Genomic DNA, 17,670 nt, shown 5'->3' on the forward strand with positions numbered 1-17,670 from the left:
CCATGCAACCTCGCAACCGCGTACATCTCATCCTCCGCGCCCGCGCATCCGCCGAGCCGTATACCCGTCCCCCGGGCGGCGGGGGAGGCGCACAAATTCCTGCCCCGACGGACCGGCAGTCGCACATCCAGCACCTCCGCGACCAACTTGAGGAAGTCGAAGCCACCGCCGCCAGTTCCCGCACTGATCGGCCCTACGCCGTCGACGGCGCTATTGACGGCGTCTACCTGGGGTTCGACAGCTTCCCGGGCATTCATCTGGCTCTCGAATCACTCGATCCACGCGCCGGTCGGCAGCACCCTGAACTCATTTCCGTCCAGGAGGTCGCCACTGCATCAGGCGTAGTGGAGCACGCGACGGTGTTCGTGCCCGACGGAACAATGGGATACTTCATCTCGCGGCTGCAGGAATACGCAGAGACAGCGGCACAAGACAACCCCCGCCATCGCAACCTCATCGACCGCATCCACCAGATCAGTCTGGCGACGATCGAAACGCTATGGACTGATCCACCTGGTGAGTTCCCCGAACCGACCACCGTGGTGTGGTGGGAGGTCTGGCTACGCCGACGCGATGGCGAAGAGCTGACTCGGTTCAGACACTTCGCTTCCCAGGCCGATATCCAGGTCAGCGGGCAAACGCTCGGCTTCGGTGAACGCGTCGTCGTCTTGGCCCACGCTACGGCAGAGCAACTCGCCGGGGCCCTTGACGTCCTCGACGATCTTGCTGAGCTCCGTCGTGCGCACGAGCTGACACCGATCATTGCGTTGGAGCCCGCCGCTGAGCAGGCCGACTGGGTCACACAACTGGCGACGAGAACCCGACCAGCCGACACGGATGCTCCCACGGTCTGCGTTCTCGATACCGGAGTACACCGCACCCACCCGCTGCTCGCGGGCTCGCTATCGGAATCCGACAGCCACGCCAGCGACGCCAGCTGGGGCATCCATGATCACGACGGGCACGGCACCGAAATGGCCGGCCTGGCGCTGTACGGGCCGTTCGGCGACGAACTCCTTTCGAACCGCGAGATTCGACTCCGCCATCGACTCGAGTCCGTGAAACTGCGGCCGCCACCACCGCGGTTTAACCCGCCAGAGCTCTACGCCGCCGTCACCGCCACTGCAACCAGCCGGGTCGAGATCGCCGCACCCGAGAGACGGCGGGTCTTCTCGCTGGCCATGACCGCCAGCGACTCCACCGGGCCCGACGGAGCCTCTGCAATCATGATCGGCCAGCCGACATCCTGGTCCGCGTCCATCGACGCACTGGCCGCGGGCCGATCCGTCGCCACAACCAGCGAAGGGCTGGTCTTCGTCGAGGCACCAGACAACGACGGACGCCGACTGTTCCTCGTCTCGGCCGGAAATGTCGATTCATCACGCTTCGAGACAGACCACCTGCAGCGAAGCGATCTTGAAGCGGTCCAGGATCCCGCACAGGCATGGAACGCTCTGACAGTCGGTGCCTACACCCGCAAAGACAGCCTCGCCACAGCCCGCCGGGACTGGAACGGCTGGACACCCGTCGCGTCACGAGGCGAACTGTCGCCCCACTCACGCACGTCGGTCGCGTACCACTCCGCATGGCCCGTCAAACCGGATGTGGTATTCGAGGGCGGCAACATCGCCCGTTCTCCGGACGGCACCAGCTTCGACACCCCCGAAGAACTCCAACTGCTTACCACCAGGGCTCCGTTGAGAGACTCCCGACTACTGTCGGTTACCTGCGCCACCAGCGCCGCGACCGCGCAGGCCGCACACCTCGCCGCATCCATCATGGCGGACTACCCGTCGCTGTGGCCTGAAACGGTGCGCGCCTTAATCGTGCACTCCGCCGAGTGGACCGACGCCATGCGCATACACGTAGACGACGCCACCAAGAAAGCCGATCTCCGTGCCGTTCACCGCCGCTACGGCATGGGCGTACCCGACCTGGAACGCGCCACCCGCAGCGCGGGCGATGCGCTTACCCTCATCGCCCAGGATGTCATACACCCGTTCCGTAATGGTGAGACATGCGAGATGCACCTGCACGATCTTCCGTGGCCGGCTGACATCCTCGCCGACCTGGGTGACGCGACGGTCAGACTCCGGGTCACCCTGTCTTATTTCATCGAGCCGAACCCCGGACGTCGAGGCTGGAAAGGCCGATACAGCTACGCCTCCCACAACCTGCGCTTCGACATACGCCGGGCAACGGAGTCCACCGACGATTTCCGTAAGCGCCTCAACCGACGCGCTCTCGCCGAGGAGGAAAACCGGCCTCGCAGTGCCGACGACACCGGACGCTGGACTCTGGGCCCTACCCTGCGCACCGCAGGCTCACTACACACGGATATTTGGGAGGGCACCGCAGCCGACCTGGCAAATCGCGGCGCCATCGCGGTCTACCCGGTAACCGGCTGGTGGAAGGACAATAAGCGCCGTGACGGCAGCGACCTCGGCGCCCGTTACGCGCTCGTGGTATCGATCGAGACTCCGGAGTCAGAGGTGGACATCTGGACACCCGTCGCACAACAGATCGGCGTGCCAGTTTTGATCGAGATCTCCCACCACTGATCGTTGGGAGATAGCCTGGATCGTTCTTCTGCCAAGGCCACCACCCCGCCCCTGGCTGGTAGGTCCACCACGTCGGGAACTGCAACCACCGACCGCAACCGACCCACCCGGTGTGCGGGCTGGCAGCGCCCCGGACTGACATCACCACGGTATTTGTCAGACTTCCGACCTAGCTATGCCACTCCTCGGTTTACGACCGTGACTGCTTTGCCCGTATACCGCCCGGCCGAGTAGGCGCGAGGGTCTAGCCGGATGATTCTCTTCGGCGACTCGCGTCGCGGTCGACGTACCCCGCAACGCGCGGGTGACTCCGGTCGGGGCAACCGGCCGCATGGGCCTAGGCTGGGCGCTTGCACGGCACACGGTTGAGCGCAGAGGGTGGAGCGGGTGCGGAAGTTGACGTTGCCGCAGTTGGAGCGGCATCTGTTCGCGGCGGCGGACATCCTGCGGGGCAAGATGGATGCCTCCGAGTTCAAGGAGTACATCTTCGGGATGCTGTTCCTGAAGCGCGCATCGGACATGTTCGACGCCGAACGGGAACGGGTCCTGGCACGCTACGCCAGCCGCGGCGAGCAGGACGCCGAGCACCGCGCCGAGCAGCCCGAGTCGTACCGGGAGGCGTTCTTCGTCCCGAAGACCGCCCGCTGGCACCACCTGCGCCGGCTGCACGACAACGTCGGCGACGGCATCAACAAGGCGCTCTCGGCACTGGAACAGGCCAACCCGGAGTCGCTGGAGGGCGTGGTCCAACACATCGACTTCAACCGGCAGGTCGGCAACTCCCGCATCCCCGACAAGAAGCTGCGCGACCTGATCGCCCACTTCAGCCATTACCGGCTGCGCACCGAGGACTTCGAGTTCCCCGACCTGCTTGGCGCGGCCTACGAATATCTAATCAAGGAGTTCGCGGACTCGGCCGGCAAGAAGGGCGGCGAGTTTTATACCCCGCGCGCCGTGGTCCGAATGATGGTGCGGCTCGTCAAGCCGACCGAAGCCATGAGCGTGTACGACCCGTGCTCCGGCTCAGGCGGCATGCTCATCCACGCCAAGGAGTATGTCGAGGAGCACGGCGGTAACCCGCGCAATCTGCTCCTGGCCGGGCAAGAGAACGCAGGCAGCGTCTGGTCCATCTCGAAGATGAACCTTCTGCTGCACGGCATCCCCGACGCGAAGATCGAAAACGACGACACCCTGGCCAACCCGCGCCACGCCCACAGCGGCCAACTCGACCTGTTCGACCGGGTACTGTCCAACCCGCCGTTCTCGCTGAACTACTCGAGCGACGGCATGAAGTACAGCAACCGCTTCCGGTGGGGTTGGGCGCCCGAGGGCGGCAAGAAGGCCGACCTCATGTTCGTCCAGCACATGGTTGCCGTCCTCAAGAACAGCGGCGTCGCCGCCACCGTCATGCCGCACGGCGTGCTGTTCCGCGGCGGCGCCGAGCGGGAGATCCGCACCAACCTGCTCAACGACGACGTCATCGAGGCCATCATCGGGCTGCCGCCGAACCTGTTCTACGGCACAGGCATTCCCGCCTGCGTGCTGGTGCTGCGTGCCCCCAAGAGTAAGCCAGCCGCCCGGACGAACAGGGTGCTGTTCATCAATGCCGACCACGAGTATGCTACCGGCCGCGCACAGAACTACCTGCTGCCCGAGCACATCGAAAAGATCGTGTACGCGTACGAGGCATTCACGGACATCCCCGGCTACGCCCGCGTGGCAACCCGCGACGAGCTGCGCGACAACGACGACAACCTCAACATCCGCCGCTACGCCGACAACGCCCCACCGCCGGAGCCGCACGACGTGCGCGCCCACCTTCACGGCGGCGTACCGAAGTCCGAGGTCGCTGACAAGGCCGACCTGTTTGCCGCGCACGGCTTCACTTCCAACGCCGTGTTCGTCGACCGAGACGACGCCTACTACGACTTCGCGCCGGGCGTCGACCGTGCGGCGCTCGACACCCTGGTCATCGACCATGCCGGGGTACGCGGCCGGGAGGCGACGCTGGCCACCGCGCAGCGCGAGTGGTGGGACGAGCACCATAAGCTCGTTGTCGAACTGCCGTCGACGAAGCGGCTGATGGCCGCCCGGACCGAGCTGATCGACTCCTTCACCACGGCGCTGCTGCCGGTCGGGCTACTTGACCGGTTCCAGATCGCGGGCGTGATCGTACGCTGGTGGGACTCCAACCAGTATGATTTGCGCACTTTGACCACGCACGGTTTCGGTGGCGTGGTTGACGGCTGGGTCACAACTATCGGCGCCGCGCTGGAAGACGAGCGGTCGAAGATCGACCCGCTGGAACACCGGCTGGTGCCGAAGCTGGTTCCCGAGTATCTGGAGGAGTTGGCCTCTGTCGAGGCACAACGCGCCGAGCTCGACGCGCAAATCAAGGCGGCTACAGCCCCGGCCGACGAGGATGACGAGCCGGCGGAGGAGGACGCCGAGGATGGGGTCAGCCCGGCGGAGCTGAAACGGCTCAAGGTGGAGCTGACCAAGGTGCGCAAGCGGCAGCGGGAGCTGAAGGCCGACTTCGTCGCCACCCTGAATCGGGCGCGGGCTGCGCTGGCCGGCCCCCAGGAGCAGGACCTCGTGATAGAGATCTGGAACGAGGACCTGACCGCGCACCTGGACGGGTACGTGGCTGCCCACCGTCGCCAGGTGGTCGCCGCGTGCCAGCACTGGTGGGACCAGTACGCCGTCTCCCTAGCCGACGTTGAAGCCCAGTGCGTCGCCGCCAGTGTCCAGCTCACCACCTACCTCAAGGAGCTGGGCTATGCAAAGTGAGGATCGCCGCCAACCTTGGCCGATGAGGCGACTTGGAGACCTTGCAACCAAGATCCAGGACGGTACTCACTTCTCACCGTCGTCGAAGACCGGCCCTTTCCGGTACTTGACGTCTCAGAATGTGAGGTTGGGCTATCTAGACCTCAGCAAGTCGGGTTGGATTTCCGCGGCGGAGCACGGTCAAATCTACCGTCGTTGCGATCCCCAGCGCGGAGACCTCCTACTGACGAAGGATGGCGCAAACACCGGCAACGTGGCGCTAAACACACTGAACGAGCAGTTCAGCTTGCTGTCAAGTGTGGCAATGATTCGGTTTGACGAGGCTAGAGCGCATCCTTCGTTCTTTCTTCAGTACCTTGCCTCACCGGAAGGTCAGGCAAGGCTGAAGGATCAAGTGTCGGGTAACGCAATTACCCGACTTACGCTTGCCAAAATCCGGAACTTCGTCGTGCCTGCACCGCCGACTAGAGTACAGCGGCAAATCGCGGAAGTCTTGAACTCGGTAGACGAGTCCATCCGCTCCACCGAGCGCGCGATCGCTAAATTGGGACGAACGTCCAGCGCTATGCTCGCAGATCTATTGCGAGCAGGTGACGGATGGAGGCGGCTGCGGTTGAGAGAACTGCTTGCTGGTGCGCCGAAGAACGGCTATAGCCCAAGGGAAGCTGAGACGCCGACGGGGACCTTGATGCTCGGCCTGGGTTGCCTGACGCCCCGAGGATTTGTTCCACGTCAACTCAAGCATGCGCCATCTGGTGACTCCGCACTGCGGCGGGCGATTCTGGTTGACGGAGACTTGCTTATGTCCAGGGCGAACACTCGGGAGCTAGTTGGTTTAGTCGGTCGCTATAAAAGCGTTGGATTTCCGTGCATATACCCTGACTTAATGATGCGGCTTACGCCTACGAATGAGATGCGTGCAGCTTTTCTTGAACTGATTTTGAGGTCGCCGTCCGTTCGTAAGCAGATTCAAGCGTATGCGGTGGGAACATCAGAGAGCATGGTAAAGATCAGTGCTGCCGTGGTTCTCAACTTGCGTGTGGCAGTGCCTTGTCTCGAAGAGCAGGATCGGATAGTTGCTACCTTTCTACGCTGCGACGCGCAGCTAAACGCGCTTACCCAGAAACAAGAAAAGCTGCAGCGGGTAAAGCGGGGGCTGATGGAAGATTTGCTAACAGGGCGGGTACGGCTTCCGGTGGAGAGGACTTAGCGGCGTGGCGTCGGAATACGAGCGGGTCGAGCGCCCGCTGGCTGAGCAACTCGTGCGGATGGGCTGGCGGCATATCGAGGGCACCAAGGCCGACCCGCCAACCGTCACGGGCCGCGAGAATTTCCACGACGTACTGTTGCTCGACCGGCTCCGCACGGCCCTGCGCCGGATCAACCTCAACGACGAGGGCCGGGAGTGGCTCGACGACGGTCGGATCAGGCAGGCCATCTCTCAGCTCACCCGGCCGCAGGCCACCTCGCTGCTGGAGATCAACGAGGAGCTGACCGAGAAGCTGCTGCACGGCGTCACCGTCGAGGGCGTGCCGGGCTGGCACGGCGGCCGGGACCGTACCGTCCACTTCATCGACTGGACGAGCCCTGACCCGCTGGAACGCAATGACTTTCTGGTGGTCAATCAGTTCCGGGTCGACCCGCCCGGGGGGCGTACTCCGATCTGGCCGGACGCCGTACTGTTCGTTAACGGCATACCGGTCGTTGTGGTGGAGGCGAAATCCCCGACGAAGGCCGACCCGATGGGCGACGCGATCGACCAGCTCCGGCGGTACGCCAACCAGCGCGGCTCGGTCGAGCCAGAGGGCAGCGAGCGGCTGTTCCATACCAGCCAGTTCCTGGTCGCCACCTCGTTCGACGAGGCGAAGGTGGGCACGTTCACCTCGTTAGGCGAGCACTTCGCGGAGTGGAAGACGACGGCGCCCCTACCGGAGAAGGCCGTAGCGGGCGAACTGAGCGTGGCGCGGTTGTCGCCGCAGCAGCGCTTGGTCGCGGGGATGCTGCACCCAGCCCGGCTGCTAGACATGGTGCGGCACTTTACGCTGTTCATGCAGCCTGAGGACCGGAGAATCAAGGTGATCGCGCGGTACCAGCAGTACCGGGCGGTGCAGGCCACCGTCGACCGGCTGGTCACCGCGCCGACCCGGGCGCAGGACGGCACGCACGACCGGCGGGGCGGGATCATCTGGCACACCCAGGGCTCCGGCAAGAGCCTGACCATGGTGTTCCTGGTCCGGGCAATGCGTTCGCGCCCGGCGCTGGTTGGGTTCAAGGTCGTTGTGGTTACCGACCGGCGCGATCTGCAGCGCCAGCTTGCGGCGACTGCCGAGCTGACTGGCGAGACAGTGCACACCGCCACTAGCGTGGCCCAGGCGAAGGATTTGCTCGCCACGCCGGGCAAGGCGCTGACCTTCGTGATGATCCAGAAGTACCGCAACCCGGAGGTCGGCAAGGATGCCGACCCGGAGCTGAAGACCATCGGTGAGTTGGACGCCTCGCCCGAGGTGCTGGTGCTGGTGGACGAGGCGCACCGCTCGCACGCCAGTGCGCTGCATGCCGCGTTACGCACGGCCCTCCCGAACGCCGCGCGGGTTGGCTTCACCGGTACGCCGATCATCATGGGTGCGAAGAAGAAGACCCACGCGGTCTTCGGCGACTACCTAGACCGGTATGACATCCGCCAGTCGCAGGCGGACGGCGCCACCGTGCCGATCGTGTACGAGGGCCGCACCACCCGCGGCGGCGTCGCAGACGCCGACGACATCGACGAGTTCATCGATCTGTACGGCCTCACCCCCGAGGAGACCGAGCAGGTCAAGCAGCGCTACGCCACCAAAGCGCACGTCAACGAGGCCGAGCAGCTCATCGCCGCCAAGGCACGTAACATGCTCCGCCACTACGTCGACGTGGTGCTGCCCAACGGGTTCAAGGCGCAGGTGGTGGCCAGCAGCCGGCGGGCCACCGTCCGCTATCGCACCGCGTTCCTGGCCGCCCGCGACCAGCTGGTGGCCGAGCTGGACGCCCTGGACCCGGTGTGGCGCGAACCCGGGGCCCTGGCCCGAGTTGACCGGCTGCCGGCCAAGCGAGCCACGCTGGTGCGCGCCTGGCCCTACCGGGACGTCATCGCCGCCCTGGACTTCGTCCCGATCATCTCCGGTGCGCAGAACGACCCGGCCGAGCTGGCCGCGTGGACCAGCGGCTACGAACAGGCCATCGAGGATTTCAAGGCCAAGAAGCTGCCCATGCCGGGCGTGCCAGCCGAACAGATTAGCCCGGTCGCCATGCTGATCGTCAACGCAATGCTGCTGACCGGCTTCGACGCCCCCCGCGAACAGGTCCTCTACCTCGACAAGGCGCTGCGCGAGGCCGACCTGCTCCAGGCCATCGCCCGGGTCAACCGCACCGCGCCCGGCAAGACGGCCGGATACGTCGTGGACTACTACGGCGTCGCCCACCACCTCGCGCAAGCGCTGGAGGCATACGCCCCGGACGACATCGAGGGCGCGCTGACCAGCCTGGATGATGAGGTGCCGCGGCTGGCCGCCGCGCATGCCGCCGTCCGGCAACTCTTCGCCGGCATCCAGAACTTCAGCGCCGTAGCTGCGCAGGACGCCTGCGTGGATGCTCTCGCGGACGAACGGCTGCGAGCGAGGTTCGAGACCGCGCTCAAGACGTTCACCCGCAGCCTGGAGATTGTGCTGCCGGCGGAGAAGGCGCTGCCGTACGTGGCCGACGCCAAGGCGTTCGGGACCATCGCCCACCTCGCTCGGCGCCGCTACCGCGACCACACGCTGTTCGACGTGCGGGTCTACGGCGAGAAGGTACGGGCGCTGATCGACGCGCATGTGCGCGCGCTGGGCATCGAACAGAAGATCCCGCCGATCTCTATCACCGCCGCCGACTACGCCGAGAAGGTCAGCGGACTGAACAGCCCACGCGCCAAGGCGTCGGAGATGGAACATGCCATCCGCCACCACATCAGCGAACATATGGACAGCGACCCCGCCCACTACCAGCGGCTGTCCGAACACCTGGAGCAGATCCTCACCGAGCTGAAGGACCAGTGGGAGCAGCTCGCCCTCGCCCTGGCCGACTTCCTGCCAGTGGCGACCGCTGGGCGCACCGAGGCCACCCACGGGCTCGACCCGCGCACCGAGGCGCCGTTCCACGACCTCATCGCCCAGGCCCTGGCCGACAACGGCCGGCCCATCACCCCCGAGCGTGCGGGACCACTGCGGCAGGCCACCATCGACGTCGTGCACCTCATCCGCGACGACGTACGCTTGGTCGGCTTCTGGGACAACCCCCACAAGCGCGAACAGCTCCGCCGCGCGGTCTTCGCCCGCCTCGACGATACCCGGCTGGAGGACGGCAGCGACCTGTTCGACTATGCCACGCTGCGCCCACTGGCCGACCGGCTCCTGGAACTGGCCAAGCACAACCATCGCCGGCTGGTGTCGCCGACGTGACGCAGGACAAGCCATGAGCGTGAGCGAAGCGCTGCCCGACACACTGCTCATCGGGGACCTCCACTTTGCGGTCCGCGAGTCGCCGCGCCGATCCACCGTCGGCATCACCGTCGACCGGGACGGGTCGCTGCAGCTACACGCCCCAGCTGGGTGCCCGCCGGACGCTTTAGCCGCGTGGGCGCACTCTAAACGCATATGGGTCTACCGCAAGCTGGCCGAGAAGGACGTGCTGCTATCAGCCTGGCCGGTCAAGGAGTTCGTCAGCGGCGAAGGGTTTGCCTACTTGGGGCGTAGCCATCGCCTGCTGATTACCGACACCGACCAAGTACGCATGGAACGCGGCAGACTGCTATTGTCCCGCGCCATAGCGGCCGGACCGGACCCGGGCGCCGCGCTGGTCCGATGGTACCGCGGCCGGGGCCAGCGTTGGCTTCCTGGCAGGATTCGTCCCTGGGCGGACCGAATGGGACTAATCCCCGCCAGGGTGGACGTGCGGGACCTTGGCTACCGGTGGGGATCGCTAAGCGCCAACCGGCGTCTCAACATCCACTGGGCAACGCTGCAGCTCCCGCCGTCCCTAATTGACTACGTCCTCGTGCACGAGTTGACCCACCTGGCACATTCGCAGCACACATCCGCATTCTGGGCCACGGTCGAACGCGCCATGCCCGACTACGAACGCCGCAAAGCCGACCTCCTCCGGGCGGGCGCCAGGTTGTGGATGGGCTGACAATCGGTGACGATGGTACACCATAAGCGGCATTCCGGGCGGCCGTCGACGAACGGCGACGGGATGACGATCGGCGAAGTGGCGCCGGAGGAGTCAGCCGCCGAGTTGGTCGTGCGAATCTTCAAGCATCTTCACCACGTGGGTCAGGTGGTGTGCCGTACCCCAGGCTCGCCATCCTGCCGCGTTCCCGGGGCCGCCGACCATGGCGGCTCGTTGCGCGATCTCGGCATCACCCCAGGAGTACGCGGCGCCTTCTGCCGGCCAGTGATCCGCCGCCACCAGCGATGCGCAGAGGTCGTACATGCCCTTGTGGCCGTTGCCGTCTCGCGCCCACCGATATATCCACCACACGTCCTCGTCGGTGTACCGAAGGTTCGGAGGCGGAGGCCATCCCTTGACCTTCATCTTGGGATGGGCGATGCCGTAGTCCCCGAAGACGATGTCGGGTTCTTGGAGGCGCCTCCAGAGAGCCAGGTCGCGTCTGGGTATGGGGGTCGCGATGTTGTACGGAAGGTCACCGATCGATTCCGGCATTGCCCCTGAAGCCACCGTGATGGATTCCCACGGATAGCGCCGCGCCCACACCAGGCACTTCCGTGCCAGCGCTTCGACTCTGCCGATGTCACGTTCGGAGCGAACGTCGAAGAAGTCAAGAACAAGTGCTGACTTCTCGATAGTCGTCCCCGCTCGCCGGCAGAGCTTGGCCAGCGACGCTTCGGCTTCATCTTCATCAGGATCGGCGATGTCACCGCCGAGCCGGATGACAACCTGCCCATCATGCATCTCCGCAGCCTGTCCAGCCTCGACCAACCGGCGCTCGGAGTCGTTCAGATGGAGAACCGGCCGGATGGGGACACACCAGTCGGCGAAATCGTCGGCGATAGCTTGCAGCGGTCCTCGCCAGGCTCCGTCCGGATCATCCAGGTAACGAGCGTCGACTGCCGCGGCCATACCCCGCGGTATTACGTCACGGGCCTTCTCGGCGAAGCTGTGGGCGTCCTTGATCGGATCCCCGCTCGTGGGCGGCACCTCGAAGACCGGCATTACCTTCGCCGCCAGCGCTTCTGGCAGATGGTCGATGGCTTTGAGTTCACCTTCCCGGCCCTTAAGTATGGGCATGTAGACCACGGCGCACCCTTCGCTGGCCATCCACGCTTATTCCTCAATAGTGCACTCTAAGTAGCCTTCCAACAACAGCCGGTACTCGCTCTGCTACGTAAAGGCGGCTACCGCAGAGATCAGCGGGCCCCACAGTGATTACCTTCGCCGTGCTGACCGCCAGAGCGAGGGTGGTCACCTACTCGGCTGACGGAGGTGGTCGAGACCGTCGTGATCCAGTCACGCCACAGCCCCGGACGTGGCGGACGAGTCCCCAGTCAGAGACCTGGCAGCCGACGGCGCTCACCCGATCCGACGCTGGTCCAGACGGGGCAAGCTGGGCTGGCCGAGTCCTCGCGAGTGCCAGTCGCGACGCGCAACAGGTCGGGTGGGTCAGTGAGACGTAGCCGGAGGTTGCGTTCGTCCTACAGGACCGCGACGGCGCCAGATCGACTCTGCTCGCCGCCTACGCGGCGACCCCGATCCGGCATGTCTTCGCCGACCAGGGCTTCGCCGGGAAGCCCATCGAGTGGGCCAAGAATCTGCTGCACACCACGATCGAGATCGTCCGCAAGCCCGCTGATCAGGTCGGCTTCGCCGTCCACCCCCGGCGGTGGGTGGTCGAGCGGACCCTGGCCCGGCTCACCGCCTACCGAACGGCTGGCCCGAGACTACGAACGGCACCCGGAGACCTCTGAAGCCATGATCCGCGGGGCTGCCATCGCCGACACTGCCCGCCGCATCACCCGCGGTGAACCCGCCCAGCGACAGGCCCGCCACATCTTCGACTGGACCGGATCAGCCCCTCCCAAAACACGCAGTTAGACCGAAAGTCACACAAATTCCGGTAAGGCGATCTCGGTGTATGGTCCGAGGCCCGTTCGGTATCGCTGAGTTTTGTGACGGAGACTCTCCATAGTTGGCACGTGTGATTCAAAGCACAAGTTTGGCTGCGTAAATTTGGTTTGGAACTAACACCCGCCATCTGCGCTGCATTTTGATCAACCAATTCGGAGCGACATTCCCCGGACCGCCGACCCTAATGGTGACCGGGTGTATTCGGGGTCGCGCGCTGCGCGTTCGGCTGCGAAGAATGACGCCGTCCAAGTTGGACAGCAGGGGCAACGATGGGGGTGCCTGTAATGAGTCGTACCCATTTTTGGGTCGGCAAACAGTCGATGGCGCGATTGAGTATCGCGATGTCGGCCGTGCTGACGGCTGGAGTCCTTCCGGTGCTGACCGCCGGAGCGGCGTCCGCCGTGCCGGCGGCCGTACCGGAGCAGGGCTCGGCGGCCGTCGACTGCTCGGCACAGCCGGACGAGGCGCGGGCCATGGCAGCGGCCCGAGCCTGTGCGAAGCCGATCGAGAATCTCGCGGCGCGCACGGAGACGCAGGACGTCGTCGCGAATCCGGACGGCACCTGGACCGCGAAGATCTATGCGGGTCAGGTGCGGATGCGCGACGAGAAGAACCAGCTCGTCGACATCGACACCACGCTGCGTGCCGCGGCTGACGGCTCGGTCGCGCCGGTCGCGCACCCGGGCGGCCTGAAGCTGTCCGGCACGGTCGGGGACGGCGAGCACGAGCTGCTCGGCATCGACGTCGGCGGCAAGCGGGTGAGTCTCGGCTGGACCGGGGCGCTGCCCACGCCGGTGCTCGACGGTAACCGGGCGATCTACCCGGAGATCCGGCCCGGTGTCGACCTGGCGATCCAGGCCGACCGTACCGGTGTGGAGCAGTTCTTCATCGTGAAGAACAGGGACGCGGCCGACCAGGTCGCCGGGATCGAGGTACCGATCACGGCGGACGGCCTGACCATCGCCAAGGACGGTGGTGGTGGCCTGGTGTTCAAGGAGAAGGACACCGTCGTCGGCACGTCGCCGACGCCGGAGATGTGGGACTCCTCGATCGACCCGGCCACCGGTGACCCGAGGCGCATCGCCCGCGTCGACACGCAGCAGACCATCCCGGCGGCTGGTCGGGCGACCGTGGCGCTGAACCCGGCCCAGGCGTTCTTCGACGATCCGGCCACCGTCTACCCGGTCATCGTCGACCCGCAGATCAACCCGCTCGGCATCACCTTCGACACCTACGTCAAGGAGACCGAGACGATCGACCGCTCCGGTGCGAACGACCTGGAGATCGGCCTGACGACGGGCAACCGTACCCGGTCCTTCATCCAGTGGGACACCAGCGGCCTGATCGGCAAGCACGTCACCGCGGCGACGGTCAACCTCTACAACTGGTACTCGCAGTCCTGCACGGCCGCCCAGTGGGAGGTCTGGACCACCGGTGCCGCCAGCTCGGCGACCCGTTGGGACAACCAGCCGGCCTGGCTCACCCGGGAGGTGACCAGCACCGCGACGAAGGGGCACAACTCCTCCTGCGCGGACGGCTGGGTGTCGGTCAACGGCACGTCGTTCATCCAGCGGGCCGTGAACGCCGGGCAGTCCCGCGCGCACATGGGTCTGCGGGCCACGGACGAGACGTCGTTCGACAGCATCGGCTTCAAACAGTTCCGCTCCAGCCAGCCGTCCGCGCCGGACCAGCAGGGCCAGCAGCCGTACGCGGTCGTCACCTACAACAGCTACCCGAACGCGCTCGACCCGCTGAAGCTTCAGCCCGGCGACGCCGCGGAGACCGGCACCCGTACCCCCGCCATGAAGGGTGTCTTCAGCGACCCGGACGGCGGGACCGGCCGGGTCGACTTCGAGGTCTACGACCGCACCGGCGCCACGCTGCTGACCAACGGCTCCGGCGGCACGGTCGGCAACGGCGCCGAGTCCGCCTGGACCGTGCCGAACGACAAGCTGACCGCGAATACCACGTACAAGTGGCGGGCTCGCGGGCACGACGGCACGCTGGCCGGGCCGTGGTCGGAGTGGCGTTTCATGACGACCTCGGACGGGTCACCGACCGGTGAGCAGGGCCGCTTCTCGTTCCAGGAGCAGAAGCTCACCGACCGGCAGGAACTCAAGGTCAACGTCGCCAACGGCAACCTGTTGCTGAAGGCCACCGACCTGCAGATCCGCGGTACCGGCACCGACCTGGTGCTGGACCGCTACTACAACTCCCGGTCCACCGCGGTGTCCACGCTGGGCAAGGGCTGGACGCTCGGCACCGGCCAGGACGTCAAGCTCGCGTTCTCCAAGGCGGACCACGCCACGGCCGACATCACCTTCCACGCGCCCAGCGGGTTCACCGCGACGTTCGTCAACGACGGCGCCGGAAAGTGGCGCACGCCGCCGGCCATCGACGCCGATCTCACCCGCGACACCGGCACCGGCGAGCTGCGGCTCAAGTTCGACAAGAGCGAGGGCAGTTTCTACTTCGCCGACTCCACCGGGCGCCTGCTGCGCAGCGTGGACAAGAACAACAACAAGATCACCTTTGGGTACGACGGGTCCGGCAACGTCACGACGATCACCGACACGCAGGGTCGCGTGGTCCGGCTCGCCTACGCCAACGACCGGCTCGCCACGATCACCGATTCGGCGGGCCGGGAAGTCCGCCTCACCTACACCACCGCGAACAACCTGCAGACCGTCACGGACACGGACGGCGGCCTGACCCGTTACGACTACACGTCCGACCGGCTGACGAAGATCACCACCCCCGAAGGGCGGGTCGTCAACCTCGGCTACGAGCCGGACACGTCGCGGATGCTCGACTTCTACGAGCAGACCAACCCGGGCGGTACGCCGAGCGCGGCGCGGTACACGTTCACGTACCACGCCGGGCGGACCGAGGTGACCGACCCGAACGGCTCGGCCACGTCGTCCACCACGGATGGAATCACGACGCACACCTACGAGGTGCGGGACCGGGTCAAGGAGGTCAAGGACGCGCTCGGTCACAAGCAGTCCAAGGAGTACAACGCGAACGACAACGTCACGACCATGACCGACGCGCTGACGAACGTCACCACGTTCGCCTACGACGCCAACACGAACAACCTGACGTCGGTGGGCATCATGACCGGGGCGACGTCGAAACTGGCCTACGGCGACACGTCGCACCCGCACTCCGTCTCCGAGCAGGAGGACCCGCAGGGCAACAAGATGAGCTACTCCTACGACGCGGCCGGGAACAAGACCGCGACGGAGAGCTCACAGTTCCCCGGTCAGAAGATCGAGGAGTCGGACTACAACGACAACGGCACGGTCAACTGGCGCGAGGACGCGAAGGACGTCCGCACGAGCTACAGCTACGACGCCAAGGGCAACCTGACCAAGGTCGACAACCCGGCGCCGCTCGGCGACATCACGATCGAGCCGGACGAGCTGTCACGGATGACGGCGCAGACCGACGGCAAGGGTCAGGAGACCCGCTACGAGTACGACGACCTGGACCGGGTCGACAAGATCGTGTTCGAGGGCGGCAAGGTGGTGGACTACACCTACGACCGGGACGGCAACCTGACACAGATCGCCGACCCGACCGGCATCACCACGCTGACCTACGACCGATTCGGCCGGATGACCGGGAAGACGGCCCCGAACGCGGCGCCGATGAGCTACACGTACGACGCGAACGGCAACCTGACGACGTACACCGACGGCGGCGGCACCGTGACCTACGCGTACAACGCGGTCAACCTGGTCACCTCGGTCACCGAGCCGGGTGCGTCCGGGCCGATCACCATGACGTACGACGACAACAACCGGCGCACGTTCATGTACCTGCCGACCACGCCGCGCATCACGGTCGAGATGAAGTACGACAAGTCCGGCCGGCAGACGTCGATCGTGGCGACGAACGACTCGACCAAGGCGAAGCTGACGTCCTTCTCGTACACGTACACCAAGGACGGCAAGGACACCGCGCTGCGGCAGTCGGTGACCGACCTGACCGGCACCACCAACTACACCTACGACAAGCTGAACCGGCTGACCGGCGCGTCGGGTGCACTCTCCCGCAGCTACAGCTACGACGAGAACTTCAACCGGACCTCCAAGACGGAGAACGGCACGCAGACGTCGTACACCTACAACGACGCGCACCAGCTCACCAAGGCCGGCGCCACCACCTACTCCTACGACGCGAACGGCAACACCACCGGCTCGTCCACGGGCTGGGCGTTCGACTACAACGCGGTCAACAACCAGACCACGTCGATCACCGCACCTGGCGGTGACCCGCTGGTGCCGACCTACGGCGGCGCCGACCAGACCGAACGCCGCAGCGTCGGCCTGGTGACCTACGCCACCTCGGCCCTCGGCGTCTCGTCGGCCAAGGGCGCCGCGGCCGGCACGGGTGCGCCCCTCACGCCCGACACGGTGCACCCCAGCGCCGGACAGACCCACTACTACACCAGGGACAACAGCGGCAGCCTGCTCGGTTTGCGCAACGGAGGCGAGCGGTACTACTACCTCGTCGACGGCCTTGGATCGGTGGTGGCATTGGTGGACAGCAGTGCCCAGAAGGTCAACTCGTACAGCTACGACCCGTACGGCATCCAGCTCTCCGCCACCCAGCGGGGAGTCGCCAACCCCTGGCGCTACGCCTCCGGCTACTTCGACGGCGGCACCGGCCTCACCAAGTTCGGCGCCCGCTACTACGACCCGTCCCTCGGCCGCTTCACCCAACGCGACCCCAGCGGCCAGGACCTGCCGTACACCTACGCCGGATGCGATCCGGCCAACAATACCGACCCGACCGGCCTGTCTTTTTCCTGTGATGCTATGGGTTGGGCTACCAGTGCTGTTGGGATTGCGGTCGGAGGAGCTCTCGGCTTCTCCGCTGGTCTTGGTGTAGGTAGTGGGCCCGGAGCGGCCCTCGGTGCTGTAATCGGGGCCGGAGTGGGCCCGGCAGTAACTTCTATGTGCAGTAATTACCAGGACGGCAAACCGGTGAATTGGGGTGACGCTGCATCGGCTAGTGGATTCACTATATTTACCGGTCTGATCGGTCTTTTGCCGTCCACCTTCGTATAGCAATAAGGTGCTGCACGTGGGTTCGTGAGAACGACTCGCGGCACCGATTTGTGAACCGCGTCTATTCCGGAGATGACTTTCAATTC

General features: G+C 65.6%; 8 protein-coding genes. 7 read left to right on the forward strand and 1 reads right to left on the reverse strand.

Annotated features, from left to right (window positions below):
- Positions 1-2: 2 nt before the first annotated feature.
- The 5 genes from J2S41_RS33355 to J2S41_RS33375 all read left to right on the forward strand — a co-directional run bounded on the left by J2S41_RS33355 (position 3) and on the right by J2S41_RS33375 (position 10,550).
- Positions 3-2,561, forward strand: a complete 2,559-nt coding sequence (locus J2S41_RS33355; RefSeq protein ID WP_310373966.1) for a S8 family peptidase — start codon at positions 3-5, stop codon at positions 2,559-2,561.
- 387 nt (positions 2,562-2,948) lie between these two features.
- Positions 2,949-5,351, forward strand: a complete 2,403-nt coding sequence (locus J2S41_RS33360) for a type I restriction-modification system subunit M (protein WP_310373968.1) — start codon at positions 2,949-2,951, stop codon at positions 5,349-5,351.
- 22 nt (positions 5,352-5,373) lie between these two features.
- Positions 5,374-6,561: a restriction endonuclease subunit S gene (locus J2S41_RS33365; RefSeq protein WP_310376712.1), complete on the forward strand. Its 1,188-nt coding sequence runs from the start codon at positions 5,374-5,376 to the stop codon at positions 6,559-6,561.
- A 4-nt stretch (positions 6,562-6,565) separates the two neighbouring features.
- The gene (locus J2S41_RS33370; RefSeq protein ID WP_310373970.1) at positions 6,566-9,820 is read left to right on the forward strand and encodes a type I restriction endonuclease subunit R; all 3,255 of its coding nucleotides are present in this window, start codon (positions 6,566-6,568) and stop codon (positions 9,818-9,820) included.
- Positions 9,821-9,833: 13 nt separating this feature from the next.
- On the forward strand, positions 9,834-10,550 hold the full coding sequence (locus J2S41_RS33375; protein WP_310373972.1) for a M48 family metallopeptidase: 717 nt from the start codon (positions 9,834-9,836) through the stop codon (positions 10,548-10,550).
- Between the two features lie 93 nt (positions 10,551-10,643).
- On the opposite strand, the gene J2S41_RS33380 is transcribed toward J2S41_RS33375, so the two are convergent.
- Positions 10,644-11,699, reverse strand: a complete 1,056-nt coding sequence (locus J2S41_RS33380) for a beta family protein (RefSeq protein ID WP_310373973.1) — start codon at positions 11,697-11,699, stop codon at positions 10,644-10,646.
- A gap of 431 nt (positions 11,700-12,130) precedes the next feature.
- Between J2S41_RS33380 and J2S41_RS39965 the strand changes: the two genes are divergently transcribed.
- Together J2S41_RS39965 and J2S41_RS33385 are read left to right on the forward strand one after the other, a co-directional pair.
- Positions 12,131-12,346: a hypothetical protein gene (locus J2S41_RS39965; protein WP_374728296.1), complete on the forward strand. Its 216-nt coding sequence runs from the start codon at positions 12,131-12,133 to the stop codon at positions 12,344-12,346.
- Positions 12,347-12,847: 501 nt separating this feature from the next.
- Positions 12,848-17,584, forward strand: a complete 4,737-nt coding sequence (locus tag J2S41_RS33385; RefSeq protein WP_310373974.1) for an RHS repeat-associated core domain-containing protein — start codon at positions 12,848-12,850, stop codon at positions 17,582-17,584.
- Positions 17,585-17,670 lie beyond the last annotated feature (86 nt).

This window comes from Catenuloplanes atrovinosus, from assembly GCF_031458235.1.
Taxonomy (GTDB): domain Bacteria; phylum Actinomycetota; class Actinomycetes; order Mycobacteriales; family Micromonosporaceae; genus Catenuloplanes; species Catenuloplanes atrovinosus.

Coding starts and splice junctions, on each gene's coding strand:
- J2S41_RS33355 (WP_310373966.1), top strand. CDS start 3: ATGCAACCTCGCAACCGCGTACATCTCATCCTCCGCGCCCGCGCATCC.
- J2S41_RS33365 (WP_310376712.1), top strand. CDS start 5,374: ATGAGGCGACTTGGAGACCTTGCAACCAAGATCCAGGACGGTACTCAC.
- J2S41_RS33375 (WP_310373972.1), top strand. CDS start 9,834: ATGAGCGTGAGCGAAGCGCTGCCCGACACACTGCTCATCGGGGACCTC.
- J2S41_RS33380 (WP_310373973.1), bottom strand. CDS start 11,699: ATGGCCAGCGAAGGGTGCGCCGTGGTCTACATGCCCATACTTAAGGGC.
- J2S41_RS33385 (WP_310373974.1), top strand. CDS start 12,848: ATGTCGGCCGTGCTGACGGCTGGAGTCCTTCCGGTGCTGACCGCCGGA.